This window comes from Nonomuraea basaltis (assembly GCF_005893125.1).
Taxonomy (GTDB): Bacteria; Actinomycetota; Actinomycetes; order Streptosporangiales; family Streptosporangiaceae; genus Nonomuraea; species Nonomuraea basaltis.
This window is the reverse complement of record NZ_VCJS01000019.1, coordinates 60,869-85,957: the sequence shown is the minus strand read 5'-3', so window position 1 is coordinate 85,957 and position 25,089 is coordinate 60,869. Positions and strand designations below refer to the sequence as shown.

The 25,089-nt window shown below is 70.0% G+C and carries 21 protein-coding genes; 13 read left to right on the top strand and 8 right to left on the bottom strand.

Annotated features, from left to right (window positions below; translation table 11 throughout):
* Nucleotides 1-2: 2 nt before the first annotated feature.
* Nucleotides 3-767 carry an SDR family NAD(P)-dependent oxidoreductase gene (locus tag EJK15_RS11930; protein WP_138710444.1) on the top strand — a complete coding sequence of 255 codons (765 nt, stop codon included), beginning with the start codon at nt 3-5 and terminating at the stop codon, nt 765-767.
* Entirely contained in the window at nt 767-2,212 is a 1,446-nt protein-coding gene (locus tag EJK15_RS11925; RefSeq protein ID WP_138710443.1) for a mannitol dehydrogenase family protein, read from the top strand. Before EJK15_RS11930 ends, EJK15_RS11925 begins: the two co-directional genes overlap by 1 nt.
* A gap of 62 nt (nt 2,213-2,274) precedes the next feature.
* On the opposite strand, the gene pgm is transcribed toward EJK15_RS11925, so the two are convergent.
* Entirely contained in the window at nt 2,275-3,906 is a 1,632-nt protein-coding gene (gene pgm / locus EJK15_RS11920; RefSeq protein WP_138710442.1) for a phosphoglucomutase (alpha-D-glucose-1,6-bisphosphate-dependent), read from the bottom strand.
* 97 nt (nt 3,907-4,003) lie between these two features.
* Here pgm and EJK15_RS11915 point away from each other — a divergent pair, with 97 nt between their 5' ends.
* The 3 genes from EJK15_RS11915 to thrS all read left to right on the top strand — a co-directional run bounded on the left by EJK15_RS11915 (nt 4,004) and on the right by thrS (nt 7,570).
* The gene (locus EJK15_RS11915) at nt 4,004-4,903 is read left to right on the top strand and encodes an LLM class F420-dependent oxidoreductase (protein WP_138710441.1); all 900 of its coding nucleotides are present in this window, start codon (nt 4,004-4,006) and stop codon (nt 4,901-4,903) included.
* Between the two features lie 39 nt (nt 4,904-4,942).
* Complete coding sequence (locus EJK15_RS11910) at nt 4,943-5,539, top strand: glycoside hydrolase family 25 protein (protein ID WP_171074246.1); 597 nt, start codon at nt 4,943-4,945, stop codon at nt 5,537-5,539.
* Nucleotides 5,540-5,605: 66 nt separating this feature from the next.
* Nucleotides 5,606-7,570, top strand: coding sequence for a threonine--tRNA ligase (thrS, locus tag EJK15_RS11905; protein ID WP_138710439.1), 1,965 nt, complete (start codon nt 5,606-5,608; stop codon nt 7,568-7,570).
* Nucleotides 7,571-7,623: 53 nt separating this feature from the next.
* On the opposite strand, the gene EJK15_RS11900 is transcribed toward thrS, so the two are convergent.
* The 3 genes from EJK15_RS11900 to EJK15_RS11890 form a co-directional block, all read right to left on the bottom strand.
* A complete protein-coding gene (locus EJK15_RS11900; protein WP_138710438.1) occupies nt 7,624-7,827 on the bottom strand; it encodes a TM2 domain-containing protein in 204 nt (67 codons plus the stop codon).
* 192 nt (nt 7,828-8,019) lie between these two features.
* Nucleotides 8,020-8,748, bottom strand: a complete 729-nt coding sequence (locus EJK15_RS11895) for a PIG-L deacetylase family protein (RefSeq protein WP_138710437.1) — start codon at nt 8,746-8,748, stop codon at nt 8,020-8,022.
* A 296-nt stretch (nt 8,749-9,044) separates the two neighbouring features.
* A complete protein-coding gene (locus EJK15_RS11890) occupies nt 9,045-10,226 on the bottom strand; it encodes a CdaR family transcriptional regulator (RefSeq protein WP_138710436.1) in 1,182 nt (393 codons plus the stop codon).
* Between the two features lie 221 nt (nt 10,227-10,447).
* Here EJK15_RS11890 and EJK15_RS11885 point away from each other — a divergent pair, with 221 nt between their 5' ends.
* From EJK15_RS11885 to EJK15_RS11870, 3 genes are read left to right on the top strand one after another with little or no spacing between them, the layout of a single operon-like run.
* Nucleotides 10,448-11,389 carry a substrate-binding periplasmic protein gene (locus EJK15_RS11885; RefSeq protein ID WP_138710435.1) on the top strand — a complete coding sequence of 314 codons (942 nt, stop codon included), beginning with the start codon at nt 10,448-10,450 and terminating at the stop codon, nt 11,387-11,389.
* An 18-nt stretch (nt 11,390-11,407) separates the two neighbouring features.
* Nucleotides 11,408-12,925 carry an ABC transporter permease subunit gene (locus EJK15_RS77145; RefSeq protein WP_206060799.1) on the top strand — a complete coding sequence of 506 codons (1,518 nt, stop codon included), beginning with the start codon at nt 11,408-11,410 and terminating at the stop codon, nt 12,923-12,925.
* A 1-nt stretch (nt 12,926) separates the two neighbouring features.
* A complete protein-coding gene (locus EJK15_RS11870; RefSeq protein ID WP_138710434.1) occupies nt 12,927-14,192 on the top strand; it encodes an NAD(P)/FAD-dependent oxidoreductase in 1,266 nt (421 codons plus the stop codon).
* A gap of 21 nt (nt 14,193-14,213) precedes the next feature.
* Here EJK15_RS11870 and EJK15_RS11865 read toward each other — a convergent pair whose 3' ends face one another.
* On the bottom strand, nt 14,214-14,723 hold the full coding sequence (locus tag EJK15_RS11865; RefSeq protein ID WP_138710433.1) for an Asp23/Gls24 family envelope stress response protein: 510 nt from the start codon (nt 14,721-14,723) through the stop codon (nt 14,214-14,216).
* Between the two features lie 77 nt (nt 14,724-14,800).
* On the opposite strand from EJK15_RS11865, the gene EJK15_RS11860 reads away from it, so the two are divergent.
* The gene (locus EJK15_RS11860) at nt 14,801-15,331 is read left to right on the top strand and encodes an HIT family protein (protein ID WP_240776913.1); all 531 of its coding nucleotides are present in this window, start codon (nt 14,801-14,803) and stop codon (nt 15,329-15,331) included.
* Here the strand turns inward: EJK15_RS11860 and EJK15_RS11855 are convergent.
* From EJK15_RS11855 to EJK15_RS11845, 3 genes are all read right to left on the bottom strand, one after another.
* A complete protein-coding gene (locus EJK15_RS11855) occupies nt 15,287-17,485 on the bottom strand; it encodes a hypothetical protein (RefSeq protein WP_240776912.1) in 2,199 nt (732 codons plus the stop codon). The two genes, EJK15_RS11860 and EJK15_RS11855, sit on opposite strands and share 45 nt — an antisense overlap.
* Before the next feature lie 361 nt (nt 17,486-17,846).
* Nucleotides 17,847-19,436: a glycoside hydrolase family 10-like protein gene (locus tag EJK15_RS11850; RefSeq protein ID WP_138710430.1), complete on the bottom strand. Its 1,590-nt coding sequence runs from the start codon at nt 19,434-19,436 to the stop codon at nt 17,847-17,849.
* A 140-nt stretch (nt 19,437-19,576) separates the two neighbouring features.
* Nucleotides 19,577-21,715 carry an elongation factor G-like protein EF-G2 gene (locus tag EJK15_RS11845; RefSeq protein ID WP_138710429.1) on the bottom strand — a complete coding sequence of 713 codons (2,139 nt, stop codon included), beginning with the start codon at nt 21,713-21,715 and terminating at the stop codon, nt 19,577-19,579.
* Nucleotides 21,716-21,881: 166 nt separating this feature from the next.
* Here EJK15_RS11845 and pgsA point away from each other — a divergent pair, with 166 nt between their 5' ends.
* From pgsA to EJK15_RS11825, 4 genes are read left to right on the top strand one after another with little or no spacing between them, the layout of a single operon-like run.
* Nucleotides 21,882-22,490, top strand: coding sequence for a phosphatidylinositol phosphate synthase (pgsA, locus tag EJK15_RS11840; protein ID WP_171074245.1), 609 nt, complete (start codon nt 21,882-21,884; stop codon nt 22,488-22,490).
* Nucleotides 22,491-22,496: 6 nt separating this feature from the next.
* Complete coding sequence (locus EJK15_RS11835) at nt 22,497-23,405, top strand: phosphatidylinositol mannoside acyltransferase (RefSeq protein WP_138710427.1); 909 nt, start codon at nt 22,497-22,499, stop codon at nt 23,403-23,405.
* Complete coding sequence (locus EJK15_RS11830; RefSeq protein WP_138710426.1) at nt 23,402-24,532, top strand: glycosyltransferase family 4 protein; 1,131 nt, start codon at nt 23,402-23,404, stop codon at nt 24,530-24,532. The genes EJK15_RS11835 and EJK15_RS11830 overlap by 4 nt, the downstream gene beginning before the upstream one ends.
* An 8-nt stretch (nt 24,533-24,540) precedes the next feature.
* Nucleotides 24,541-25,071, top strand: coding sequence for a hypothetical protein (locus EJK15_RS11825; RefSeq protein WP_206060802.1), 531 nt, complete (start codon nt 24,541-24,543; stop codon nt 25,069-25,071).
* Nucleotides 25,072-25,089: the final 18 nt, after the last annotated feature.

Here is a 25,089-nt window from a genome sequence, read left to right as displayed (position 1 = left end):
GCATGGACATCAACGGTACGGTCGCCGTGGTCACCGGCGGCGGCACCGGCATCGGCGCCGCCGTCGCGGAGAGCCTGGCCAGGAAGGGCGCCGCGGCCGTGGTCGTCAACTACTCGCGCTCCGCGTCGGAGGCCCAGGCGACCGTCGCCCGCCTGGCGGACCTCGGGTGCAAGGCCGAGGCCATGGCCGCCGACGTGTCCGATGACGCCGCCGTGCGCCGCATGGCCGGGCGCGTGCGCGACAGGTACGGGCGCGTGGACGCGCTGGTGTGCAACGCGGGAATGACCAAGTGGGTGCCGTTCCCGGATCTGGAGGGGCTCACCGACGAGGTGTGGAAGCAGGTCATGGGCGTCAACCTCATGGGCCCCTTCTACTGCGCCCGCGCCTTCGCCCCAGACCTGCGGGCCGCCCGCGGCGCCATCGTCAACGTCTCCTCCATCGCGGGGCTCCTCGCCACGGGCTCCTCGATGGCGTACGGGGTCAGCAAGGCGGCCCTGCTCCACCTCACCCGCGATCTGGCGGTCGCGCTCGGGCCCGAGGTCCGGGTGAACGCGGTCGCGCCCGGCATCGTGGCGACCCGCTGGCACATCGACCGGGTGGGGGAGCAGGGTTTCGCCGAGATGGTGGCGCGGGAGGAGGCCAAGGCGCCGCTGCGGCGCACCGCCCAGCCCGAGCACGTCGCCCAGACGGTGACCGCGCTGCTGGAGTCGGACATGGTGACGGGGGAGGTGCTGGTGGGCGACGGCGGCCGGCACCTTGGGTACTGATGCGGCTGTCGGTGGCGGCGCTGCCCGCGATCCCGGCGGCGGCCAGGCCCCGCATCGGGCGGGGCGACCTGCGTACCGGGATCGTGCACCTGGGCCTCGGCGCCTTCCACCGGGCCCACCAGGCGCTCTACACCGAGGACGCCGGCGATCCCGCGTTCGGTGTGTGCGGGGTGACGATGCGCAGCATGGCCGCGGCCGAGCTGCTGTCGGCGCAGGACCTGCTGTACTCGGTGCTCGAACGCGACGGAGCTCGCGGCGAGCACGCCTCGATCCGGGTGTGCGGCATGCTGACGGACGCCGTCGGCCCCGAGAACGGGATCGCGAGGATCGCCGATCCCGGGGTGCGGGTGGTCACCATGACCGTGACCGAATCCGGCTACCGGCACGACCCGGCCACCGGGCGGCTGAGCGCGAAGGACCCCGACGTGGCCGCGGACCTGGCCGGCCGCCCGCCTCTCACGCCGGTGGGGCGGCTGGTGGCCGGGCTGCGTGCGCGTCGCGCCGCCGGCGCCGGGCCGGTGACCGTCATCTGCTGCGACAACCTCGCGGGCGGCGGCCGGCTGCTGGGCGGGCTGGTGACCGAATTCTGCGAACTGGCCCGCGACGAGGCCCTGCTCTCCTGGATCCGCGACGGCAACGTCGCCTTCCCGTCCGCCATGGTGGATCGGATCGTGCCCGCGCCCACGGACGCCGACAGGGCCGACGCCGCGCGGCTGCTCGGCGTCGAGGACCGGGCGGCGCTGGCGACCGAGCCGTTCCGGCAGTGGGTGATCGAGGACGCGTTCGCCGCCCGCCGGCCTCCGTGGGAGCGGGCGGGGGCGGTGATCACACCGGACGTGGAGCCGTACGAGACGATGAAGCTGCGTCTGCTCAACGGCGTCCACTCGGTGCTGGCCTACCTGGGTGCGCTCGCGGGCCTCGGCACGATCGCCGGCGCGATGGCGCGGCCGGAGCTCGCCGAGGCCGGCCGCCGCTATCTGGGGCTCGACGCCGGGCCCACGCTCGTGCCGCCGCCCGGGGTGGATCTGGACGGCTACCGGGAACGCTTGCTGTCCCGGCTGTCCAACCCGGCACTGCGGCACCCGATCGCGCAGGTGGCCGCCGACGGCACCCACAAGCTGCCCCAGCGGCTGCTCCCGGTGATCCGCGACCGCCTCGCCCGGGGCGCCGAGCCGCGGTGGGCGGCGCTGGGGGTGGCCGCCTGGATGCGGTACGTCTCCGCCGCCCGGGCCGACGACGGCACCCCGCTGACGGTCATGGATCCGCTGGCGGGGCGGCTGCGCATGCCCGATGCCCCGCCTGGGGAGGTGGTGGATCGGCTGCTGGGGCTGGCGGAGGTCTTCGGCGAGGACCTGCCGAGCGATCGGACCCTGCGCGCGCTCCTGCTGGACTGGCTCACCCGCCTGACGGCCGACGGCGCGCTCGCCACCGCCCGCGAGCCCTGACCCCTGCCCGGCAGCGCCCGCCACAGCGCGGCGGCGGGTGGTGAGCGCGGGCGGGTGCGGGGTCAGCCGAGGGTGGAGGACACCAGGGAGCGGGCCTCTTCCTGCACCTTGGCCAGGTGGTCGGGGCCCCTGAAGGACTCGGCGTAGATCTTGTAGACGTCCTCCGTTCCGGAAGGCCGGGCCGCGAACCAGGCGCTCTCCGTCGCGACCTTCACCCCGCCCAGCGCGGCCCCGTTGCCAGGAGCCGACGTCTGCACCGCCGTGATCGGCTCGCCGGCCAGCGACGACGCCGTCACCTGCGCGGCCGACAGCTTCCCGAGCACGGCCTTCTGCTCGCGCGTCGCCGGGGCGTCCACCCGGGCGTACGCGGGCTCCCCGAACCGCCCGACCAGGTCCCGGTAGTGCGCGCTCGGCGACTCGCCGGTGACGGCGAGGATCTCGGACGCCAGCAGCGCAAGGATGATCCCGTCCTTGTCGGTGGACCACACCGACCCGTTCCGCCGCAGGAAGGACGCCCCCGCGCTCTCCTCGCCGCCGAACCCCAGCGACCCGTCCAGCAGCCCTGGCACGAACCACTTGAACCCGACGGGCACTTCGTACAGCCGCCGCCCCAGCGACTGCGCGACCCGGTCGATGATGCCGCTGCTGACCATCGTCTTGCCGACCCCGGCGCCCGACGGCCAGCCGTCGCGGTGGGCGTACAGGTAGGAGATGGCGACGGCGAGGTAGTGGTTGGGGTTCATCAGGCCGCCGTCCGGGGTGACGATGCCGTGCCGATCCGCGTCAGCGTCGTTTCCTGTGGAAATATCGTATTTGTCCCGGTTTGCGATGAGCGAGGCCATCGCGTACGGCGACGAGCAGTCCATCCGGATCTTGCCGTCCCAGTCGAGCGTCATGAACCGCCACGCCGGATCGACCTGCGGATTCACCACGGTCAGGTCGAGGCCGTGCCGCTCGGCGATCTCCCCCCAGTACGCCACGCTCGCCCCGCCCAGCGGGTCGGCCCCGATCCGCACCCCGGCCGACCGGATCGCGTCCAGGTTCACGACCGACGGCAGGTCGTCCACGTACGCGCCGAGGAAGTCGTAGCGCCCCACCATGCCCAGGGCCTTCGCGTACGGGACCCGCAGCACGTTCTTCAGCCCGCCCGCCAGCAGTCGGTTGGCCCGGTCCTGGATCCACGTGGTGGCGTCGGTGTCGGCCGGCCCGCCGTGCGGCGGGTTGTACTTGAACCCGCCGTCACCGGGCGGGTTGTGCGACGGCGTGATCACGACGCCGTCGGCCGGCCCGGACGGCCGGTCCTCGTTGTGCCGCAGGATGGCGTGCGAGACCGCGGGAGTGGGCGCGTAGCCGTCCCGCGTGTCGATCAGCACCTGGACCCCGTTGGCCGCGAACACCTCCAGCGCCGACACCCGCGCGGGCTCCGACAGCGCGTGCGGGTCGATGCCCAGGTACAGCGGCCCGCCGGTCCCCTGCGCGTGCCGGTATTCGCAGATGGCCTGGCTGGTGGCCAGGATGTGGTCTTCGTTGAACGCCGTGTTCAGCGCCGACCCCCGGTGCCCCGACGTGCCGAACGCGACCCGCTGCCCCACCTCGTCCGGATCGGGATGCAGGGCGTAGTAGGACGTCACCAGCCGGGCGACATCGACCAGGTCGGCGGGCTGAGCGGGCTGTCCTGCGCGATCGTGCGTCATGTACGCCACTTTACAAACGCGGTGCCGCCGGGCGGGTGACCGCGCGGCGCGTGGGAGGGTACATTCGCGTCAGCCACCAGAATGGAGTTCTGTTGCCATGCGTTACGGATATTATCTGAATCAGCCAAAGGGACCCGATCCGATCGGCGCGCTCCGTGACGAGATCACGCAGTTGGCGGAGGAGGGCTTCACCTCGGCCTGGCTCGCCAACATCTTCGGTCTCGACGCCATCACCGCCCTGACCGCCGCCGGCCTCCAGGCGCCCCCCATCGAGCTCGGGACCGCCGTGGTGCCGACATACCCGCGCCACCCTGCCGCGCTGGCCCAGCAGGCCATGACCGCCAACGCCGCGCTCGGCGGACGGTTCGCGCTCGGCATCGGGCTGTCGCACCAGATCGTCATCGAGGGCATGTACGGCTACAGCTTCGAGCGTCCCGGCCGGCACATGAAGGAGTACCTCGACATCCTGATCCCGGCCAGCCGCGGCGAGCAGGTCAAGTACGCGGGCGAGACGCTCAAGGCCGATCTCAGGCTCACCACGCCCGGCGCGGGCTTCCCCGTGCTGGTGGCCGCGCTCGGCCCGCGCATGCTCAAGCTGGCCGGCACCGTGGCCGACGGCACCGTCCTGTGGATGACCGGACCCAAGACCGTCGCCGACCACGTCGCGCCCACGATCAAGGCGGCGGCGGCCGAGGCGGGCCGGGAGCCGCCGCGCATCGTCTGCGGCCTGCCCGTCTGCGTCACCGACGACCCCGACGCCGCGATCAGGCGCGCGGACGAGATCTTCGCGGTGTACGGGCAACTGCCCTCATACCGTGCCATGCTCGACAGGGAAGGCGCGGCGAACCCCGGCAACGTGGCCATCGTCGGCGACGAGAAGACCGTGCGGGCCAAGCTCGAGGAGCTGGAGGCGGCAGGGGTGACCGATTTCGTGGGCTCCGTGTTCGGCAACCGCGAACGCACACGGAACCTGCTAATCGGCGCGGCGAAGGGCTGATCTGCAGACATCTCAATAAAATCCGGCAAGGTGAAACGCGTGCTCCAAGGCATTGATGTGTCGAACTGGCAGGGTTCCGTCGACTGGGCCGGCCACGCGGACGCGGGAGTGGCCTTCGCCTTCGCCAAGGCGACGGAGGGCGGCGGCTACACCGACAAGTGGTTCGCGCGTAACTGGAACGGCATGCGCGAGAGCTGGATCGTCTCCGGCGCGTATCACTTCGCCAGGCCCAAGGGCGACCCCATCGAGCAGGCCCGCCACTTCCTGGCCACGATCAGGTCGGCCGGCGGCCTGCGCCGCGGCGACCTGATCGCGCTCGACCTGGAGACGGACGACGGGATGCGGCCCGAGCAGGTCGCCAGGTACGCGCGCCGCTGGTGCCACTTCGTCGAGCGGCACGCCCGGCTGCGGCCGTTCGTCTACACCTACCTCTCGTTCGCACGCAGCGGAAACTGCGCGGGCCTGGCGGAGTTCCCGCTGTGGATCGCCGGCCCGGAGCGGCCCCGCGGCCAGCCCGTCGTGCCCAGACCCTGGCGTGACTGGACCATCCACCAGTACGCCAACAGCCCGATCGACCGCAATGTCTTCCACGGGAGCAGGAAGGAGCTGACAAAGCTGGGGTTTCACCCGCGATAGCATCGGTGTTCACCATCGAAGCAGCGCCGGTGCCGAGCGCCGGAGCGCGATCTCAAGGGAGACACCGTGTCAGCCGAGCTACGCATCACCCTCGCCGGAGCCGAGCGTGTGGTCGCGGCCGGCACGACGGCCGGTGAGGCGCTCGAGGCCGACGGCCGCACGGTCATCGCGGCCCGGGTCAACGGCGAGCCGCGCGACCTGGCCTGCGTCCTGGCCCAGGACGACGTGGTCGAGCCGATCGAGGTCTCCAGCGAGGACGGCCGGGCCATCGTCCGCCACTCCACCGCGCACGTCATGGCGCAGGCGGTGCAGGAGCTGTTCCCCGAGGCCAAGCTGGGTATCGGGCCGCCCGTGGAAAACGGGTTCTACTACGACTTCGACGTCGAGCAGGCGTTCCACCCCGACGATCTCAAGCGCATCGAGAAGCGCATGCGGGAGATCGTCAAGCAGGGGCAGCTGTTCTCCCGCCGGGCCGTCTCCGACGACGAGGCGCGCGAGGAGCTGGCGGCGGAGCCGTACAAGCTGGAGCTGATCGGCCTCAAAGGCGGCGCCGCCGAGGAGGAGTCGGTCGAGGTCGGCGCGGGGCAGCTGACCATCTACGACAACCTCGACGCCAAGACCGGCGAGCTGTGCTGGAAGGACCTGTGCCGCGGCCCGCACGTGCCGTCCACGCGGTCGATCCCGGCGTTCAAGATCATGCGCTCCGGCGGCGCCTACTGGCGGGGCAGCGAGAAGAACCCGCAGCTGCAGCGCATCTACGGCACCGCGTGGGAGTCCCGCGACAAGCAGGACGAATACCTCAAGCTCCTTGAGGAGGCCGAGAAGCGCGACCACCGCAAGCTGGGCGCCGAGCTGGACCTGTTCAGCTTCCCGCCGGAGCTGGGCAGCGGCCTGCCGCTCTTCCATCCCAAGGGCGGGATCATCCGCAAGGAGATGGAAGACTACATGCGCGGGCGGCAGGCGGAGGCGGGCTACGAGTTCGTCAACACCCCGCACATCACCAAGTCGTCGCTGTTCGAGACCTCGGGGCACCTTCCCTGGTACGCCGACGACATGTTCCCGGCGTTCGAGCTGGAGGGCATCGAATACCGGGTCAAGCCGATGAACTGCCCGATGCACAACCTGATCTTCAGAGCGCGCGGGCGTTCCTACCGCGAGCTGCCGCTGCGGCTGTGCGAGTTCGGGTCGGTCTACCGGTACGAGAAGTCGGGCGTGGTGCACGGGCTGACCCGGGTGCGCGGCATGACGCAGGACGACGCGCACATCTACACCACCCGGGAGCAGATGGCCGATGAGATCAAGTCGCTGCTGAGGTTCGTGCTCAGCGTGCTGCGCGACTTCGGCCTGTCGGACTTCTACCTGGAGCTGTCCACCCGCGACGACTCCGACAAGTTCATCGGCGACCCCGCCGAGTGGGAGGAGGCCACCCAGGCGCTGCGCCAGGTGGCCACCGAGTCGGAGCTGACGCTGGTGGACGACCCGGGCGGCGCGGCCTTCTACGGGCCCAAGATCTCCGTGCAGGCCAAGGACGCGATCGGCCGCACCTGGCAGCTGTCCACCATCCAGCTCGACCTCAACCAGCCCAAGCGCTTCGGCCTGGAATACCAGGCGGCGGACGGCAGCCGGCAGACCCCGGTCATGATCCACCGGGCCCTGTTCGGCTCCGTCGAGCGGTTCCTCGGCGTGCTCACCGAGCACTACGCGGGCGCGTTCCCGCCCTGGCTGGCGCCGGTTCAGGTGGTCGGCATCCCGATCGCCGACGCGCACGTGTCCTACCTGCAGGATGTGACCAAGAAGCTGCGCGAGCGCGGCATCCGGATCGAGGTCGACGCCTCCGACGACCGGATGCAGAAGAAGATCCGCAACGCGCAGAAGGCCAAGGTCCCCTTCATGCTGCTGGCCGGTGATGAGGACATCGCCAACGGGGCGGTCTCGTTCCGCTACCGCAGTGGCGAGCAGAAGAACGGCGTGCCGGTGGACGAGGCGATCGCCGAGATCGTCAACGCCGTGGAGCGCCGCGTCCAGGTCTGACGGGCCGGCACGGCGGAGCGGCCACGCTGCTCCGCCGTGCATCCGCGACCCGGCTACTTGGCCAGGGGCTGACCCTGCTTGTCGGTGAACTTGCCGACGAGGATCATGATGAAGTCGATCAGCACCCATACGCCGAAGCCGCCGAGGGTGACGATCATGAGAATGCCCGTCCCGATCTTCCCGACGTAGAAGCGGTGCACGCCCAGCACGCCGAGGAAGAAGCAGAGCAAGACGGCGACGAGCCATGACTTGGTCATGACGGATTTCCCTTCGGATCGGGGGATCGGCCGGGGCGGGTATGTCGCGCCCGACCGGCGGACCTGCGGGAAGGATCACCGCAGGGCACGAAACCCTAGCAAGATCTCCAGGTCGTCGCAGACGCTTCGCGGATGATGCGTCCAATATCCAGGAATATCTGGAAGATTCCGAAATAGCCCTTGTTTGTTGAATTAGCAGGGAAATAGGCGGAATGTAACGGCTGGGCGGCCGCCGAAGCGCTCCGCCTCCTGCCGGGCGAAGCCCTCGATGAGGTTGCGCGCGTAGGCCTCCGGGTTCTCTGTGGTGAGCGCCTCGATGTACGCCCGGTGCTCCATGAGTGACCGCACGCCCCGCTCCAGGCCGTCCGTGACGTCCACGGCGTGGGTGGGGGAGTCGACGCCCGCGACGGCGACCCAGCGGACGCCCTTCCAGGGCTCGGCGTCGGTGTCAGGAAATATCCATCGATTTCCGGCGTCTCCGGCGGCATCCAGCACCGCTCTGCCGACCGCCCGGTGGTCCGGCGTGTTCCAGTACGCGCCGCCGGCCCACGTGTCGTCCGGGTTCAACGTGATCAGGAGTTCCGGTCGGTGCCTGCGGATGGCGGCGGCGATGTCCCTCCGCAGCGCGGTGCCGTACTCGATCACCCCGTCCTGATGGTCGAGGAACTCCACGCTCCTCACCCCGACCACGGCGGCGCTGGCCCGCTCCTCGCGTTCGCGCACCGGCCCGCTCTCGGCGGGTTCGAGGGTGTCGATGCCGGCCTCGCCCCTCGTGGCGATCACGTACGCGACCTCGCGGCCGGCGTCGGTCCAGGTCGCGATCGCCGACGCGCAGCCGTATTCGAGGTCGTCGGGGTGGGCCACGATGGCCAGGGCCCGTTGCCAGTCGCCGGGTACGGGTTCGAGCTGATCAGTCGTCATCGGACCTCCTTCGTGGACACTCCGGCCTTCAGACCGGACAGGAAACGAACTCCCGCGCAGGGGGACAAGGAGAGGTGGTTCGCGGTCAGGGTGTGCACGGGTGTGCTTCCTTCTTGATCGTGCAAGCGTAGCCGTCGGCTCGGCCACGCCACTGCGATCACTGGGATTGCCCTCGACCCAGGCAGCGGAAGCGGCTCAGCGAGATGCCGCTCCCTTCAGGGAAACGGAGGAGTCAATGTGCGGATGATCGTCACCCACTGTCCTTCGCCGGACCCGGGCCGACACGGTGATCGCGCTCAGTCCGCGGCGGAACCCTCGAGCTCGTCGATGAGGCAGGCGAGGTAGACGCTGAGGCAGGTTCGCGCGTCCCGGAAGCTCGGGCCAAGCAGGGCTTCAATCTTGTTGAGCCGGTAGACCAGGGTGTTGCGGTGGATGTGCAGCGCGCTCGATGCCTGAACGAGGTTGAAGCCCGACTCGCACCATGCGGTGATGGTCTTCCTGGTGAGCTCCCAGCCGGGTTGCTGCCGCAGTGGGCCGAGGAGCGCCTGGGCGAATCTGGCCCGCGCCCCGTGCGCTACCGTGGCCAGCAGATCATGGACCCGGACGTCCGCGATGTGCGTGACATGTTCGCTACGGCCCAGGCGATTCATCAGATACAGGGCATTCGTCGCGTCCCGGTAGGAGTCATGGAGCTCCGCGACCGAAGCCGCGATGCCTCCGACCCCGATCCGGCAGGCGACGCCGTGGGGCCGCACGAGGTCGTCGGCCATGCCTCTGCACCTGGTGAGCAGGTCGGTGAGCGGGGCCTCGCCGTACGGCATGGCGAGGTAACGGAGGACGACGAATCGCCCGGGGGCGATGCTGCCGACGAGATCCCGCGGATCAGGGAAGGTACGGCGGAGCGCCCGGAGCATGGCCGCACGGAACGAGCCGGGCTCTGAAGGCGAGTGCGCCTCCTTGGGAGCGTCGATGTCCATGACGACGACGGAGCGGCTGAGCCGGAAATCGTAGCCCAGTTCGTGGGCCTTGAACGCGATGAGGTCTGGTTCGGTGATCTCGGGATCGAAATGGGCGAGGTCGCGCAGCACATCCTCTATCGCGCTCTCGCGAAGCAGGAGTGATCGCTGGAGCAGGGACTCCCGTAAAAGGATTTCCGTCTGGTTGCGCACCACTCGGCCGAAGCGCTCGACCTGGTCCGGGTCGCCGGTGATGCCGACGGTTCCGACGGATTCGTCGTTCAGCAGGATCGGCAGCGTGATGCCCGGTTGCACGCCGATGAGCCGGTAAGCGGCCTCGGTGCCGTGGCTCGCCGAGCGCAAGGTGCGCATGACATCGACCGACGCCTCGTGAAAGGTGCCGAGCCGATCGGTGTCCCCGCTCCCGATGACGATGCCTTCTCTATCGGTAATGAGGACGTTAAATCCAATGATCGTGCTTGTTTCTCGGGCGATCTCTTGGGCGATCAACGGCGTCAGCATTGACGTCCCCCAGCGCGGAGCGAGATGGAGATGTACGCATCATATGATGATTTCCTCAGAATCTCGTAGGGATTCGTATGAGTCGACCAATGACGCAGACCCGATGTCCACTTAGTGTTCACCCATCAGTCGGGAGTCGCCGACCAGTCGACCAGAGCGCCGATCGAAAGCGGCGCCGGTGATCTACAACCCCCCATTTCTCCCCTGAAGGGTGAAGCCCAATGTGGACCTCTCGAGTACCCCGTCCGCGGCTGGCGCGACTGGTCGCCGGGCTGGCCGCGGTGTTTCTGGCCGCGGCCTGCTCCTCCTCCACCGCCTCCTCGTCCGATACGCCGGCCACCTCCCAGGACAACGCCCTCGGCACCATCGAGCCCGGGGTGCTGACGGTCGCGATCCAGCCGTACGCGCCCTACACCGACAAGCAGGGCGACGGCATGTCCGGGCTCGACGCCGACATCGTCAACGCGATCGCGGCACGGCTCAAGCTCCAGGTGAAGGTCGAGGTCACGGACTTCGCCGGCATGCTGGCCGGGGTCCAGTCGCAGCGCTACGACATGACCGTGGGCGGCATAGCCTGGACCGCCGAGCGCGAGAAGTCCGGCCTCTTCACCGATCCGCCCTACTACTCGCCGCCGGCCATGGCCGTAGGCTCCGGCAAGACGTACCAGACCGTCAACGACCTCAAGGGACTCGAACTCGGCACGGTCGAGGGATATGTGTGGGTCAAGTCCATCCAGGAGGTGCCCGACGCCAAGCTGCACGCCTACCCCGACGGCAACGGAGTCCTCGACGACCTGGGCGCCGCCCGGATCGACGTCGGCTTCCTCGACCCGCTGATCATCCTGGCCGCGCAGAAGGCCCGTCCGGAACTGAAGATCGCGACGCAGTACCTCACCCCGCCCACCGATGATGAGGTCAAGGCGCATCCGGCGTACGACTACTTCCGGCCGTACATGACCGCTTTCTATCTTCCGAAGCAGGCCACCGCGCTGGAGAAGGCCTTCTCCGAAGAGATCGGCAAGATGTACGCCAGCGGTGAGATGACCACGCTGGTGCAGAAGTACGGCGCCGACCCCAACCAGTTCCTGAAGCCGGCGCCCACCATGGCCAAGACCCGCCAGGGCGTCGACCGCCCGGCCGAGTGGGCCCCGCCGTCCATCTGAGCCTTTCGGAGATCACACATGTTCCAGGTGCCCTGGCCGGATTATGCCGGCGAGCTGTTCGGCGGGCTGTTGAAGACCGTGGAGTACACCGTTGCGGGCTTCGTGGGCGCGATCGGTCTCGGCCTGCTCCTCGCGCTCATGCGGTTGAGCGGTGTCCGGTCGCTCCGCTGGCCCGCGGCCGCGTACACGGAGCTCTTCAAGAACATCCCGCTGCTCGCCATCATCTTCGTGACCTACTTCGGTCTGGGCTCCATAGGCATACGGCTGGACGTCTTCACGGCAGGGGCGCTCAGCCTCGTGATCTTCTATGCCGCCTACCTTTCCGAGATCTTCAGATCGGCCATCTCCGGCGTCCATGACGGGCAGCGGGAGGCCGCCGAGGCGCTCGGGCTGAGCCGGGTCAGCACCTTCTCCTGGGTGATCTTCCCGCAGGCACTGCGGCTGGCTCTGCCCGGGACCAACACCATGCTCGTCGACCTGCTCAAGTCCACCTCCCTCCTGGTGACGATCTCGGCCGCGGAGCTGATGTCCGAGGCCCGCCTGATCACCTCGGCGACGTTCCGCGCGCTGGAGGTGTACCTGGTCATCGCCGGCATCTACTTCCTGCTGTGCTATCCCCTGTCCCAGGGCCTGCTGTGGTTCGAGCGCCGCATCCGCGCCGGGACGCCGCTGTCCTGGCGGCGGCGCCGGCGCCTGCACGCCGCGGCGGCCCTGCTCGCCGACGGCGGCCTGCTCGATGCGCCGCCACCGTCCAGTACGGCGGGCGGTCGCTCCACATTGGAGACCGTTGTCCGGATTGAGCACCTTCGCAAGTCGTTCGACGGACGCCAGGTTCTCGACGCGGTCAGCCTGACGGTGGACCGCGGAAAGATCGTCAGCATCATCGGCCAGAGCGGCGGCGGCAAGACCACGCTGCTGCGCTGCGTCAACCTTCTGGAACAGCCCGATCGCGGGCTCATCGAGGTGAACGGCGATCCGATCTTCTCGGGTGAAGGCGTCGTGAGCCGCGATCTGGCCCAGCTGCGCCGGTCGGTCGGCATGGTGTTCCAGCGGTTCAATCTCTTCCCGCACCTCACCGCGGTGGAGAACGTGATGCTCGCCCAGCTGCGGGCAGGCGTGCCGGAGCAGGCGGCCCTGGAGCGGGCGGTACGGCTGCTGCGCCGGGTGGGGCTGGCCCATCGGGGCACGGCCTATCCCGAGCAGATGTCGGGCGGGGAGCAACAGCGCGTGGCCATCGCCCGTGCCCTCGCGCTGCAGCCCTCCGTCCTGCTGTTCGACGAACCCACCTCGTCCCTGGATCCCGAGTCGACCTCCGAGGTGCTGAGGGTGATGCGGGAGCTCGCCGAGGACGGGATGACGATGATCCTGGTGACCCACGAGCTGACGTTCGCTCGTGACGTCGCTGACTGGGTGGTCTTCGTCGACGGAGGCCGCATCGTGGAGGAAGGGCTGCCGGGAGACCTGCTGTCCAGCCCACGAGAGGCCCGCACGCGTACCTTCCTGGCGAGCCACCTCTCGATCAGCGCGGAGGCGTGAGGTGGGAACGACCGACCATCCCGTCCTCATCATCGGTGGCGGCGTCGTAGGACTGTGCGCGGCGCACTACCTGACCGCCGCCGGGGTCGCGGTGGAGGTGGCGGAGCGGTCCAGCCTCGCCTCCGGTGCCTCGTGGGGTAACGCGGGCTGGGTCTGTCTCAGCCACTCCACGCCCGTATCGGCTCCCGGAGTGACCGCGTACGGCCTGCGGTCGCTGGGACGCCCCGACTCTCCCCTCTACATCCGGCCCTCGGCGGACCCCAGGTTCCTCGCCTGGCTGTGGCGGTTCTGGCGCAACAGTGGCGAGACCACGTTCCGGCGCGGCTACGCGGCCCTGGCGGATCTGAACCAAACCACGTTCGACCTGTACGACGAGCTCGCGGACGCGGGCGTGGACACCACCCTCCAGCGTCCCGGACTCGTGCACGCCTTCCTGTCCGAGTCGAAGGCCCGGCACCACCTCCAGGTCCAGAAGGTGATGGCGGCCGGACGTTACGACATGCCAGAGGACGTCGTCGTGGGAGACGACGCGCACAAGCTCGACCCCGCGCTGTCCCCCGAGGTACGAGCCGCGTACCTGGTCCGGGGCGAGGGCGTCCTGGACCCGCGGCGGCTGGTGGAGTCGCTCGGCGACGTGGTACGCGACGCCGGCGGCCGGATCCACGAGCACGTCGAGGTGACCGGTTTCCGGACGACCGGCGGCCGGGTGACCGCCGTTCGCACCAGCACCGGCGAGATCGCCTGCCGCGCGGTGGTCATCGCCGCCGGCATGTGGTCGCCCCGGCTGTTGCGGCTCCTCGGGCTCCGCCTCACCATGCAGGCGGGCAAGGGGTACAGCTTCACTGCCGAACTGAAGTCGGCGCCGCAGCACTCCCTCTACTTCGGCGATCACCGGATCGTGGCCTCCGAGATCGGCGGTACGACGCGGCTCGCCGGGACCATGGAGCTCAGCGGCGACAACCGCCGCTTGAACTGGCAGCGCATCGTCGCCATCGCCCGGGGCAGCCGGCGCTACCTCGGCGACTGGTTCGACGACCAGGACGATCTGCCGAGGCTGATCCGCGACCCGTGGGTGGGAGGCCGGCCCCTGCTGCCCGACGGCCTGCCCGTCATCGACCGGCTTCCTGGGCGCGACAACGTCTTCCTCGCCACCGGGCACGGCATGCTGGGTGTCACGCTGGGACCTGCCACCGGCCGCGCCCTGGCCGACTTGGTGCTGACCGACCGCCGCCCGGCGGTCCTCGCGCCCTTCCAGTTCAACCGATGACCTCGCCGGCTTTCGACCGGCTCAGGTGGCCATGGGCCCCTCGTCGGCAGGGTCCTCGGCGGGCTCGGGGCGGCCCTCGCCGGGGAGGCGGACGTCGTCGACCGTGACGTTGACCTCCATGACCCGCATGCCGAGCATCCGGCCGACGCTCCTGGCCACGTTCGTCTGGACCTCCGAGGCGACCTCCATCACGACGTGGCCGTACTCCACCACGATCGTCAGGCTGATCGCCACCTGCCGGTCCTGGATCTGCGCGCTGACCCCCTGGGTGCCGCGCCGCGACCCGATGCCGATGCGGTCGCGTACGGACTCGAACGCCCGCGCCAGGTCGCCGCCCATGTCGGCGACGCCGGACACCTCGAGGGCCGCCAGGGCGGCGACCTTCTCCACCACCTCGTCGGCGACCTTGATCCGCCCTTTGACGGTCGCCCCCGGCGGGTACGAGGGCGATCCGTCCGCGGGGGCGGTGACCGGGGCAGGGACTGGGTTGTCGGCGGGCGGGACGGAGTGCTCGGCTAACGCGTCGCTCATCGCGGCCTCCTGTAGGCGGGTCCTCAGGATTGTGCCGGAAGAGCACCCCGTTTGTCCGTGGTCCTATGCTGCTAGTTATGCACGATCAGGCAGGGGCAGGGGCCCCCGACGGCTTCGAACGTCTGTGGACCCCCCATCGCATGGCCTACATCAAGGGTGAGAACAAGCCGACGGGCACCGGCCCCGACGACGACTGCCCGTTCGACGCGATACCCAAGATGAGCGACGAGGACGGCCTGATCGTCGCCCGCGGGGAGAGCGTCTACACGGTGCTCAATCTCTACCCGTACAACTCCGGCCACCTGATGGTCGTCCCCTACCGGCACGTGTCCGACTACGACGAGCTGCAGCCGGACGAGCTGGTCGAGATGGGGGATTTCACCCAGAAGGCGCTGCGCGCGCTGCGCAAGGCCAGCGGCGCGCAGGGCTTCAACGTCGGCATGAACCTCGGCCACGTCGCGGGCGCGGGCATCGCCGCGCACCTGCACCAGCACGTGGTGCCCAGATGGGGCGGCGACACGAACTTCATGCCGGTCGTCGCCCAGACGAAGGTCCTGCCGCAGCTACTTCGCGACACGCGCCAGCTGCTCGCCGACGCCTGGGGCTGACTCCTCCTCCCGCTGCAAGAGCGCGCCGATGCCGGTGGCCAGCAGCAGCGGTATGGCCAGCGCCAGCGCCATGGACAGCACGGCCGCGCCCGAGTCGTTGACGAGCATCCCGACCACGCCGCTGACCAGCGTGCCGATGAGCCCGGCCCGCAGCGCGGGGGAGTGCTCGAACGCCGCCGGCACCACCCCGGCCGAGGCTTGCTCGGGGCGCAGGATGGCGTACACGAGGAACGCCACGGCCACGATCACGATCGGCATCAGGTTGGGGCTGAGCAGCGTGGCCAGCATGGCCTGCAGCTTGCGCAGGATGACGTCGAACGCCTCGCCGGTCAGCACCTGGCCCACGAACCTGCCCAGGTGCGTCTGCTCGTTGGCCGGCTTCAGATAGTTGATCCAGGCGAACGTCATCACGATCACCCCGCCGGCCACGCAGAACAATCCCAGCTTCACCAGCGACACCCGCTTGCCCGACAGGATCAGCGCGGTCACCGCGATGCCCGGCACGAACGCGATGACGCCGCCGAAGTCGCTGCCCATCCCGGACCCGCCGAGCACCATCGCGAAAGCCCCCAGCCCCACGATCGCGGCCAGCCCTGGCTTGCCCGGCCAGCGGTGCGCGATCGCCGTCGTGGCCAGCAGCGTGCCGGTCGCCAGCAGCGCGAACGGGATGTTGCCCAGGCCGAAGTAGCGGGCCCCCTGCTCGGCGCTGTAGCCCATGAAGCTGTTGAGCTGGAGCGTGGTGCCGGTGAGCAGGTCACCGGCGAGCGTGAGCGCGGTGATGCCGGCGACCACGGCCAGCGGGCCGAGCGGCCGGCGCCGCCAGGGCCCGGCCAGCGCCAGCGCGGTGATCGCCGCCCACCAGGCCAGCATGCCGCCGAACAGCTGCAGATGATTGCTCCAGGGCAGCAGGTTGACCAGGAACGAGGTGACGGGCAGGGCGGCCAGGGCCACGGCGGCCCGGCGTATCCAGGGCAGGTGCTGGTGGCGGCGCAGCAGCAGGAAGGCCAGCACGTAGAACAGGACCTGCAGGACCGCCAGGGTGGTGAAGTATTGCCCCTTCGCCGAGCGCATGGTCTGGGCGGTGGCGTCGGCGCGCTGGAGCCGCTCGAACGTCGCGCCGTGCTCGCCCACCTGCAGCGGCACGCCCACGACCGTGCTGGGCACCGCCACGCCGAGCTTGGTCAGCGCGGTGGCGGTCAGGTCGGTCAGGATCGAGATGTCCTCGCGGCGGGTGGAGGCGGCGCCGAGCAGCCTGCCCTGCGCGCCCGGCTCGCGCAGCGCCGCCACCCGCAGGTGCGGTACGGAGCCGTGGTCCGACAGGCCCGCGAGCAGCACGGTCGTGTCGGCGGGCAGGACCGATAGCAGCGCGCCGGCCTTGGCGTCGGCCAGGCGCAGCGCGGCGCGGCGCTCGGCGGGGTTGAGCAGGTCGGGCACCTTGGGCAGCCGGTCGCCGGTCAGGTAAGGGCGGATGAGGTCGTCCACGTCCATGGCGATCATCGGGCACCGCTCCAGGTCGGCGGTCCTGACCTGGAGCGGCGAGGCGTGGTAGTTCTGCACCGCGCCCTGCCGGTCGGCCAGCGCCAGCGCGGCGCCCGGGCCGATCGCGATCGAGCACTTGCCGGCCGCCTTCAGCGATTCGCCCAGGGTGCCGGCGTTGCGCTGCCCGGCCACGTCGATGAGGTAGCGGTAGTCGGGGATGATCGCGCCCGCGCTCTGCGACTCCGGCATCGGAGGGGCCCCGCAGCCGTAGCCGACGGCCGCCCTGTTGCCCGTCGACACGGTCAGCCAGCCGTCGTAGGGGCAGGTCACGTTGCCGACCGTACGGACCGACAGGGAGCCGACCGCGCTCGCCCCGGCCAGCTCCCACAGGTTGGGCGTGTCGGCCTGAGTGAGGTCGTTCCAGTGCAGCCCGGACACCCCGATGAGCGCCACCCGCCCCGCGCCGTCCTGCGCCGCCTGGCCGGTGCCGTCCTGGGCCATCCGCCCCGCGCCGTCCTGCGCAACCTGGCTGGTGCCGTCCGGCGCCATCCGGCTCGCGACGTGTCGCCCCGCCCCGCCCGCTCCGTCGTCGGCGCGCGCGGGCCCGGCGAACAGTCCCTGGCCGGACAGCATCTGGCCGAGCAGCACGGCCAGCACGACTACCGCGCGCCTCACCCCGATGACCTCCCGCGATCGATGATGTCCGTGGCACGGTAGAGCAACGTCACATCCCGGCGCCACCGGTCTGAACTACCCTCTCACGACCCGAGCGCATCTGATGAGGATCTCGGCGGTTTCAGGCGGGTGCCCCCATCGACCCCGCCTCCCTCCTGCGCTCACCCGGCGGCCACGGTTACGACGCCATGGGCGACGCTCCGCCGCGTGATGCGCTGTGACGTGGCGCGCTCGTCAAAGGCGCCGTGCTGTGGCGCGGTCGCCAAACGTCCTGTGACGTGGCGCGCCCGTCGTCACGCCCGGGTGGCAGCCGGGGCCGCCGATGTCATCGGCGGTCCCGGCGGCGAAGGACAGGCGGTGGTCAGACCGGGTCGACCTTCACCTGGACCGGCTTGCTCTCGTTGTGCAGGCGGTCGAGCGAGGTGATCAGATAGGTCCCCGGCGACCTGGTCGCGAAGGACGGGTCGGCGACCACGGCGATCAGGCTGCGGGCGTCGGACGCCTGGCAGTCGTTGCCGGACTTCGGCACCTGGTACACCGCGTACGCCCGAGCTCCGGCCGAAGGCGTCCACGACAGCGTCGCGCCAACGGCCTTCGCCCCCGCCGGCTGCGCGGCCCTCGCCCCCGACGGGGCCGCGGGGGCCTGGCCGCCGCGTTCCTCCATGAGCGGCAGCAGGGCGGGACGGCCGTAGTGCTCCTTGGCCACCCGGTCGATCGCGCCCAGCGGGTTGGTGAGCAGCTGCTTGGCGCTGAAGTAGACGTCGCCGTCCACCTGCTTGTACTTGCGGTTGAGGGTCAGGTGCGCGGACAGCTCGCCGGGCTTGGTCCAGGCGTTGTCGTCCTTGGCGCCGACCCGGTAGAGGGCCTGGCCGATGTAGAGCTGCACGCCTGAGCCCTCGACGGCCTCCGCCCACCACGGCGCCAGCGCCCGGTAGTCGGCCGCCTTGAAGCCGCGCGACCAGTAGAGCTGCGGCATCACGTAGTCGACCGTGCCGGACTTGATCCAGGCCTTCGCGTCCGCATAAATCGCGTCGTAGGCGGACATCCCGGTGGTGTTGGACCCGGACGGGTCATTCGACTTGTTACGCCAGATGCCGAACGGGCTGATACCGAACTTGACGTGGTTCTTCCGCTCGTGGACGACCTTGTCCACCTGGGCGATGAGCGTGTTGACGTTGGAGCGGCGCCAGTCGGCCAGGCTCTTGCCCTTGCCGTACTTTGTAAAGGCGGCCTTGTCGTTGAACTGCCCGCCCTCACCCGGGTACGGGTAGAAGTAGTCGTCGAAGTGCACCCCGTCCACGTCGTAGCGGTCCACCACGTCCGTGATGACCTTGGTGACGTGTTCGCGCACCTGCGGCAGGCCCGGGTTGAAGTAAACGCGGTCGCCGTACTTGACCGTCCAGTCCGGATGCTGCCGCGCCGGGTGGTTGGCGGGCAGCTTGGAGACGTTGGCGTCATAGGACGCCCGGTACGGGTTGAACCAGGCGTGGAACTCCAGGCCGCGCTTGTGGGCCTCGTCGATGAGATACGGCAGCGGGTCCCACCCGGGGTCCTTGCCCGCCGTGCCCGTCAGGAACTGCGACCACGGCTCGAGCGACGACTTGTAGAGCGCGTCGGAGGCGGGCCGCACCTGCACGAAGACGGCGTTGAAGTTGCGCTTGGCGGCGCTGTCGAGGATCTTGACGTATTCGGCCTTCTGCCGCTCGGCGGACAGGCCCGTGCGCGAGGGCCAGTCGATGTTCTTGACGGTGGCGATCCAGACGCCGCGAAGCTGGCGCTTCGGGTAGCGGGCGTCGGACTTGCAGGCGGCCACGCGAGCGGCGGTGGCGGTGGTCGTCTTCTTCTCGCTCGCCGCGGGGCTCTCGGTCGCACCGGGGCCGAACGTGTATGCGGCGGCGGTGGTGACGACGGCGAGGGCTGCGGCGGCTAGGAGTGGGCGTCCAGTTCGCATAGTGCCACCTAGTGTGACAGCTGCTCCCGGATGCTCGGAACGAAAAAAAGAAATAGAGTCGTGATTCATTTGTGATAGAAAGAAACGGCTGGGCCGGGAGGGGCCTGAATTCTCCCTCCCGGCTCCTCAGCGCATTCCGCTCATTCCGTGGCCGTCACCTTGCCGGCGAGATTCGGCGGCAGCGGCTCGTAGCGCAGGAACGAACGGGTGAACGTGCCCGTGCCGTGTGACATGGATCTCAGGTCGATGGCGTACCGCGTGATCTCCAGCTCCGGCACCTCCGCCTTGACCAGCGTGCGTCCCGTGCCGACGGGCTCGGTGCCGAGCACCCGCCCCCGCCGCGACGACAGATCGGACATCACCGACCCCACGTAGTCGTCGGCGACCAGCACCGACAGCTCGTCCACGGGCTCCAGCAGCAGCGTTGACACCTTCGCCGCCGCCTCCTTCAGCGCCAGCTGGCCGGCGATCTGGAACGCCATGTCGGATGAGTCGACCGAGTGGGCCTTGCCGTCGAACAGCGTGACGCGCACGTCCACCATCGGGTAGCCGGCGACGACGCCGCGCTCCATCTGGGCCCGCACGCCCTTCTCCACCGACGGGATGAACTGGCGCGGCACCACGCCGCCCACGATCTTGTCCACGAACTCGAACCCGCCGCCGGACGGCAGGGGCTCCACCTCGAGGTGGCAGATCGCGTACTGGCCGTGGCCGCCGGTCTGCTTGACGTTGCGGCCCATCGCCTTGCACTTGCCGCCGAACGTCTCGCGCAGCGGCACCCGCAGCTCGACCCGCTCGACCTCGACGCCGTGCCGCTTGGCCAGCCGGTCCAGCAGCACGTCGGTGTGCGCCTCCCCCATGCACCACAGGACGAGCTGCTTGGTCTCGGCGTTGTTCTCCAGGCGCAGCGTGGGATCCTCGGCCACCAGCCGCCCGAGGGCCTGCGACAGCTTGTCCTCGTCGGCCTTGGACTTGGCCCTGATCGCCACCGGCAGCAGCGGGTCGGGCATGGTCCAGGCGGTCATCAGCAGCGGCCGGTCGACGTCGGACAGGGTGTCGCCGGTCTCGGCCCGCGACAGCTTGGCCACCGCCACGATGTCGCCCGCCATGCCCTTGGCCGCGGGGCGCTGATGCTTGCCCAGCGGGCAGGTCAGGGTGCCGATGCGCTCGTCCAGGTCGTGGTCCTCGTGCCCGCGGTCGGCCAGGCCGTGCCCGGAGACGTGGACGGTCATGTCGGGGCGCAGCGTGCCCGAGAAGACGCGTACGAGGCTGATGCGGCCCACGTACGGGTCGCTGGTGGTCTTGACGATCTCGGCCACCAGCGGGCCGTCCGCGTCGCAGGTGATGTCCTTGACCGGCTTGCCGGACAGGTCGGTGATCTCGGGCATCGGGTGTTCGAGGGGCGACGGGAAGCCCTGCGTGATGACCTCGAGCACCTCGTGCGCGCCGATGCCCAGCCCGCTGCACAGCACCGGGTAGAAGCTGCCGCGTGCGACGGCCTTCTCCAGGTCCTCGATGAGGACCTTGGTGTCGATGGGCTCGCCCTCGAGGTACCTCTCCATGAGAGTCTCGTCTTCGCTCTCCTGGATGATGCCCTCGATGAGCGTCCCGCGGTGTAGCTCGATCTGGGCCTCGTACTCCGCGCCCGGCTCCTTCTCGGTACGGGTGCCCGTCGCGTAGTTGTAGAACTTCTGTGTCAGCAGCCCGATCAGACCGTTGACGTGCCCATTGGTGATCACCGGCAGGTAGAGGGGCGCGACGCCGTCGCCGAAGACGTCCTGGCAGGTGGCCAGCACCTCGTCGAAGTCGGCCCGCTGGTGGTCGACCTTGGTGATCACCACCGCGCGCGGCATGCCGACCTGCGCGCACTCCTCCCAGAGCATCTGGGTGAGCCCGTCGATCCCGTCGGAGGCCGCCACCACGAACAGCGCGGCGTCGGCCGCGCGCAGCCCGGCCCGCAGATCGCCCACGAAGTCGGCGTAGCCGGGGGTGTCGAGAAGGCTGATCTTGATGCCGTTGTGCACCAGGGGCGCCACGGCGAGGTTGACCGACCGTTGTTGCCTGACCTCGACCTCGTCGAAGTCGCTGACCGTGTTGCCGTCCTCCACCCGTCCCGGGCGCTGAATGGTGCCCGTGGCGGCCAGCAGCTGTTCGACGAGTGTCGTCTTACCTGCTCCTGAGTGGCCGACCAGCACGACATTGCGTATCGCATCCGCCCTGTCGGCCGTGGGTGCCCTGCCCGCGGCTCCCACGGCGCCGCCCGAACTTCTTTCCGCCACATCGCCTCCCGCGTCGTCGGTTGTTTTCCCAACGCCGCGCCCGCGCGGAACGTGACAGAAACCGCATGGACGCGGTGTGTTCACCAAATACCCGCGTGGCGGATATCACAAGGGGGGCGGGGCAAAGAAAGTTGTCAGGCTTGCAATGGCCTACGATCGGACGGCGATGCTCAAACTCCTGCGCCCGGCCATGACCCGGATACTCACGCCGTTGGGCAGGGCCCTCGTGGGCCGCGGGATCGGCCCGAACGCCGTCACGGCGATCGGCACCCTCGGCACCGTCGTGTCCGCCCTGACCTTCTTCCCCCTGGGACTGCTGACCTGGGGAGCCCTCGTGATCACTGTCTTCGTGCTGTTCGACCTGCTGGACGGCCTGGTCGCCCGGCTCGGCGGCAAGGGGGGCAGCACCTGGGGCGCGTTCCTCGACTCGACGCTCGACCGGGTGGCCGACGCCGCCATCTTCGCGGGCCTGATCTTGTATTTCATCTCCAGAGACGACACCCTGATGGCCGCGGTGACGCTGGTGTGCCTGATCGCGGGTGCTCTGGTCTCCTATGCCAAGGCCAGGGCGGAGGGGCTCGGGCTCACCGCCGACGTCGGGCTGGCCGAGCGGCCGGAGCGGCTGGTCGTGGCGCTGGTCGCGACCTGTTTCTCGGGGCTCGGCGTGCCGTACGTCCTGCCCGCGGGGATGTGGCTGCTCGCGGCGGCCAGCGTGATCACCGTGGGACAGCGGGTGAAGCGGGTGTACGAGCAGACGAGGAGCGATGAGCGATGAGGAGAAATGAGCGATAACGCGTCATTCGGCGATCGCGTCGTGGCCGCGGGCTTCGCAGCCGGCTGGAAGCTCGTGCCGCTGCTGCCCGAGCGCCCCACGGCGGCGGTCTTCCGCCTCCTCGCCGACCGGGTGTGGGCGAAACGCGGCAAGTCCGTGCGCCGGCTGGAGTCCAACCTGGCGCGGGTGACCGGCATGGACGCGGACAGCCGTGAGCTGCGCGAGCTCAGCAGGGCGGGCATGCGCTCCTACCTCCGCTACTTCCACGAGATCTTCCGGTTGCCGTCCATGAGGACCGAGGAGATCGTGCGCCGCACCCATGTCATCGGCGCCGAGCACGTGCACGACAACGTGGCGGCAGGGCGGGGCGTGGTGCTGGCGCTGCCGCACATGGGCAACTGGGACCAGGCCGGGGCGTGGCTGGTGGGCGTGGGCCATCCGTTCACGACCGTGGCCGAGCGGCTCAGGCCCGAGTCGCTCTTCCGCCGCTACGTGGCCTTCCGCGAGGGGCTCGGCATGGAGGTGCTGCCGCTGACCGGCGGCGACGGGCACAACTTCGGCACCCTGGCCATGCGGGTGCGCAAGGGCGGCGTGGTGTGCCTGCCCGCCGAGCGCGACCTGACCAAGAGCGGCATCGAGGTGCGCTTCTTCGGCGCCACCACGAAGGTGCCCGCGGGGCCGCCGCTGCTGGCCGTGCAGACGGGGGCCGCGCTGCTGCCGGCGACCGTCTACTTCGTGGGCGACGACTGGGGCATCCACATCCACGAGGAGGTCCCGGTGCCGCAGGAGGGCACCCGGCAGGAGAAGGTCGCGGTGGTGGCGCAGCGGCTGGCCGACGTGTTCGAGAAGGGCATCTCCGAGCATCCGGAGGACTGGCACATGTTGCAGCGGCTCTGGCTGGAGGACCTGCCGCGATGAGGGTCGGCATCGTGTGTCCCTACTCGTGGGACATGCCGGGCGGGGTCAAGCAGCACATCGACGACCTGGCCCAGGCGCTGATGGTGCAGGGGCACCACGTGTCGGTGATCGCGCCGGCGGCGGACGACGTCGAGCTGCCGCCGTATGTGACGGGTGCGGGCCGGGCGGTGCCGGTGCCGTACAACGGGGCGGTGGCCAGGATGTCGTTCGGCTTCCTGTCGGCGGCGCGGGTGCGGCGGTGGGTGCGCACGGGCGAGTTCGACGTGCTGCACATCCACGAGCCGCTGATCCCGAGCCTGGGCGTGCTGGCGTGCTGGGCGGCGAAGGGGCCGATCGTGGCCACGTTCCACGCGTCGTGGTCCCGCTCGCGGGCGATCGCGGTGGCCGAGCCGCTGCTGCGCAGCGCGCTGGAGAAGCTCAGCGGCCGCATCGCGGTCTCCGACGCGGCCCGTAAGAGCCTGGTCGAGCAGTTCGGCGGCGACGCGGTGCTCATCCCGAACGGCGTGACCGTCTCCCGCTACACCGAGGCCGAGCCCCTCGACGGGTGGGGGCCCGACGGCGCCACGCTCGGCTTCCTGGGCCGGATGGACGAGGAGCGCAAGGGCCTGCCGATCCTGCTCGACGCGTTCGGCACGCTGGCGGCCGAGCGGCCCGGCGTGAAGCTGCTCATCGCCGGGCCGGGTGACGCCAAGGACGTCTACGAGCAGGTGCCGAAGCGCTTCCACGACCGGGTGACGGTGCTCGGCATGGTCAGCGAGGCCGACAAGATCCGCGCGTACCACTCGGTCGACGTGTTCTGCGCGCCCAACACGCGCGGGGAGAGCTTCGGCATCGTGCTGGCCGAGGCCATGGCGTCCGGGGCCACGGTGCTGGCCAGCGACATCCCCGCCTTCCGCAAGGTGCTCGGCGAGGGGCAGGCGGGCGCGCTGTTCGCCAACGGCGACCCCGGCTCGCTGGCGCGCGAGGCGGCCGCGCTGCTCGACGCGCCGGAGCGGCGGGCCAAGCTGGCGGCGGAGGCGCTGGTGGCGGTCAGGAAGTACGACTGGTCCACGGTGGCGCGGGACGTCGTACGCGTCTACGAGACGGTTACCACCAGCGGTGCCGGGCGGGTGGAGGAAGACCTGTGACATCCACCATGATCGTGCTGATCGTGGGCATCGTCGTGGTGCTCATGGCCGTCTACGTCTCCTGGCGCGCGGGCCGGCTCGACCGCCTGCACATCCGCCTGGAGCTGGCCCGCGAGTCGCTGGAGGCGGCGCTGATGCGGCGCCGGGCGGTGGTGCTGGAGCTGGCCGGCGCGCGCCTGCTCGACCCGGCCACGTCGCTGGTGCTGGCCGCCGCCGCCCACGAGGCCAGGATCGCCGGGCCGGAGGAGCGCGAGCACGCCGAGAGCGACCTGTCGCGGGCCCTGCGCGCGGCCGTGGACCAGGAGCGGTTCAGGGAGAAGCTGTCGGAGGCGCCCGGCGGGGGCGACCTGCTGGAGGAGCTCGACACGGCGGTGGCCAAGGTCGTCTACTCGCGCCGCTTCTACAACAACGCCGTGTCGGTCACGCGTACGGCGCAGCGCCGCTGGCTGGCCCGGACCCTGCGCCTGGCGGGGCACACGGAATACCCCCAATTCTTCGAAATTGATGACAATCCGCCGGCGACTATGGCAACTGAATGACCTGATTTGGGGAAACCA

Excerpts from the sequence above, each read along its gene's own strand:
- EJK15_RS11930 (WP_138710444.1), top strand. The coding sequence starts at position 3 with ATGGACATCAACGGTACGGTCGCCGTGGTCACCGGCGGCGGCACCGGC.
- EJK15_RS11925 (WP_138710443.1), top strand. The coding sequence starts at position 767 with ATGCGGCTGTCGGTGGCGGCGCTGCCCGCGATCCCGGCGGCGGCCAGG.
- pgm (WP_138710442.1), bottom strand. The coding sequence starts at position 3,906 with ATGACGCACGATCGCGCAGGACAGCCCGCTCAGCCCGCCGACCTGGTC.
- EJK15_RS11915 (WP_138710441.1), top strand. The coding sequence starts at position 4,004 with ATGCGTTACGGATATTATCTGAATCAGCCAAAGGGACCCGATCCGATC.
- EJK15_RS11900 (WP_138710438.1), bottom strand. The coding sequence starts at position 7,827 with ATGACCAAGTCATGGCTCGTCGCCGTCTTGCTCTGCTTCTTCCTCGGC.
- EJK15_RS11895 (WP_138710437.1), bottom strand. The coding sequence starts at position 8,748 with ATGACGACTGATCAGCTCGAACCCGTACCCGGCGACTGGCAACGGGCC.
- EJK15_RS11890 (WP_138710436.1), bottom strand. The coding sequence starts at position 10,226 with ATGCTGACGCCGTTGATCGCCCAAGAGATCGCCCGAGAAACAAGCACG.
- EJK15_RS11885 (WP_138710435.1), top strand. The coding sequence starts at position 10,448 with ATGTGGACCTCTCGAGTACCCCGTCCGCGGCTGGCGCGACTGGTCGCC.
- EJK15_RS77145 (WP_206060799.1), top strand. The coding sequence starts at position 11,408 with ATGTTCCAGGTGCCCTGGCCGGATTATGCCGGCGAGCTGTTCGGCGGG.
- EJK15_RS11865 (WP_138710433.1), bottom strand. The coding sequence starts at position 14,723 with ATGAGCGACGCGTTAGCCGAGCACTCCGTCCCGCCCGCCGACAACCCA.
- EJK15_RS11860 (WP_240776913.1), top strand. The coding sequence starts at position 14,801 with ATGCACGATCAGGCAGGGGCAGGGGCCCCCGACGGCTTCGAACGTCTG.
- EJK15_RS11850 (WP_138710430.1), bottom strand. The coding sequence starts at position 19,436 with ATGCGAACTGGACGCCCACTCCTAGCCGCCGCAGCCCTCGCCGTCGTC.
- pgsA (WP_171074245.1), top strand. The coding sequence starts at position 21,882 with ATGCTCAAACTCCTGCGCCCGGCCATGACCCGGATACTCACGCCGTTG.
- EJK15_RS11835 (WP_138710427.1), top strand. The coding sequence starts at position 22,497 with ATGAGCGATAACGCGTCATTCGGCGATCGCGTCGTGGCCGCGGGCTTC.
- EJK15_RS11830 (WP_138710426.1), top strand. The coding sequence starts at position 23,402 with ATGAGGGTCGGCATCGTGTGTCCCTACTCGTGGGACATGCCGGGCGGG.
- EJK15_RS11825 (WP_206060802.1), top strand. The coding sequence starts at position 24,541 with ATGATCGTGCTGATCGTGGGCATCGTCGTGGTGCTCATGGCCGTCTAC.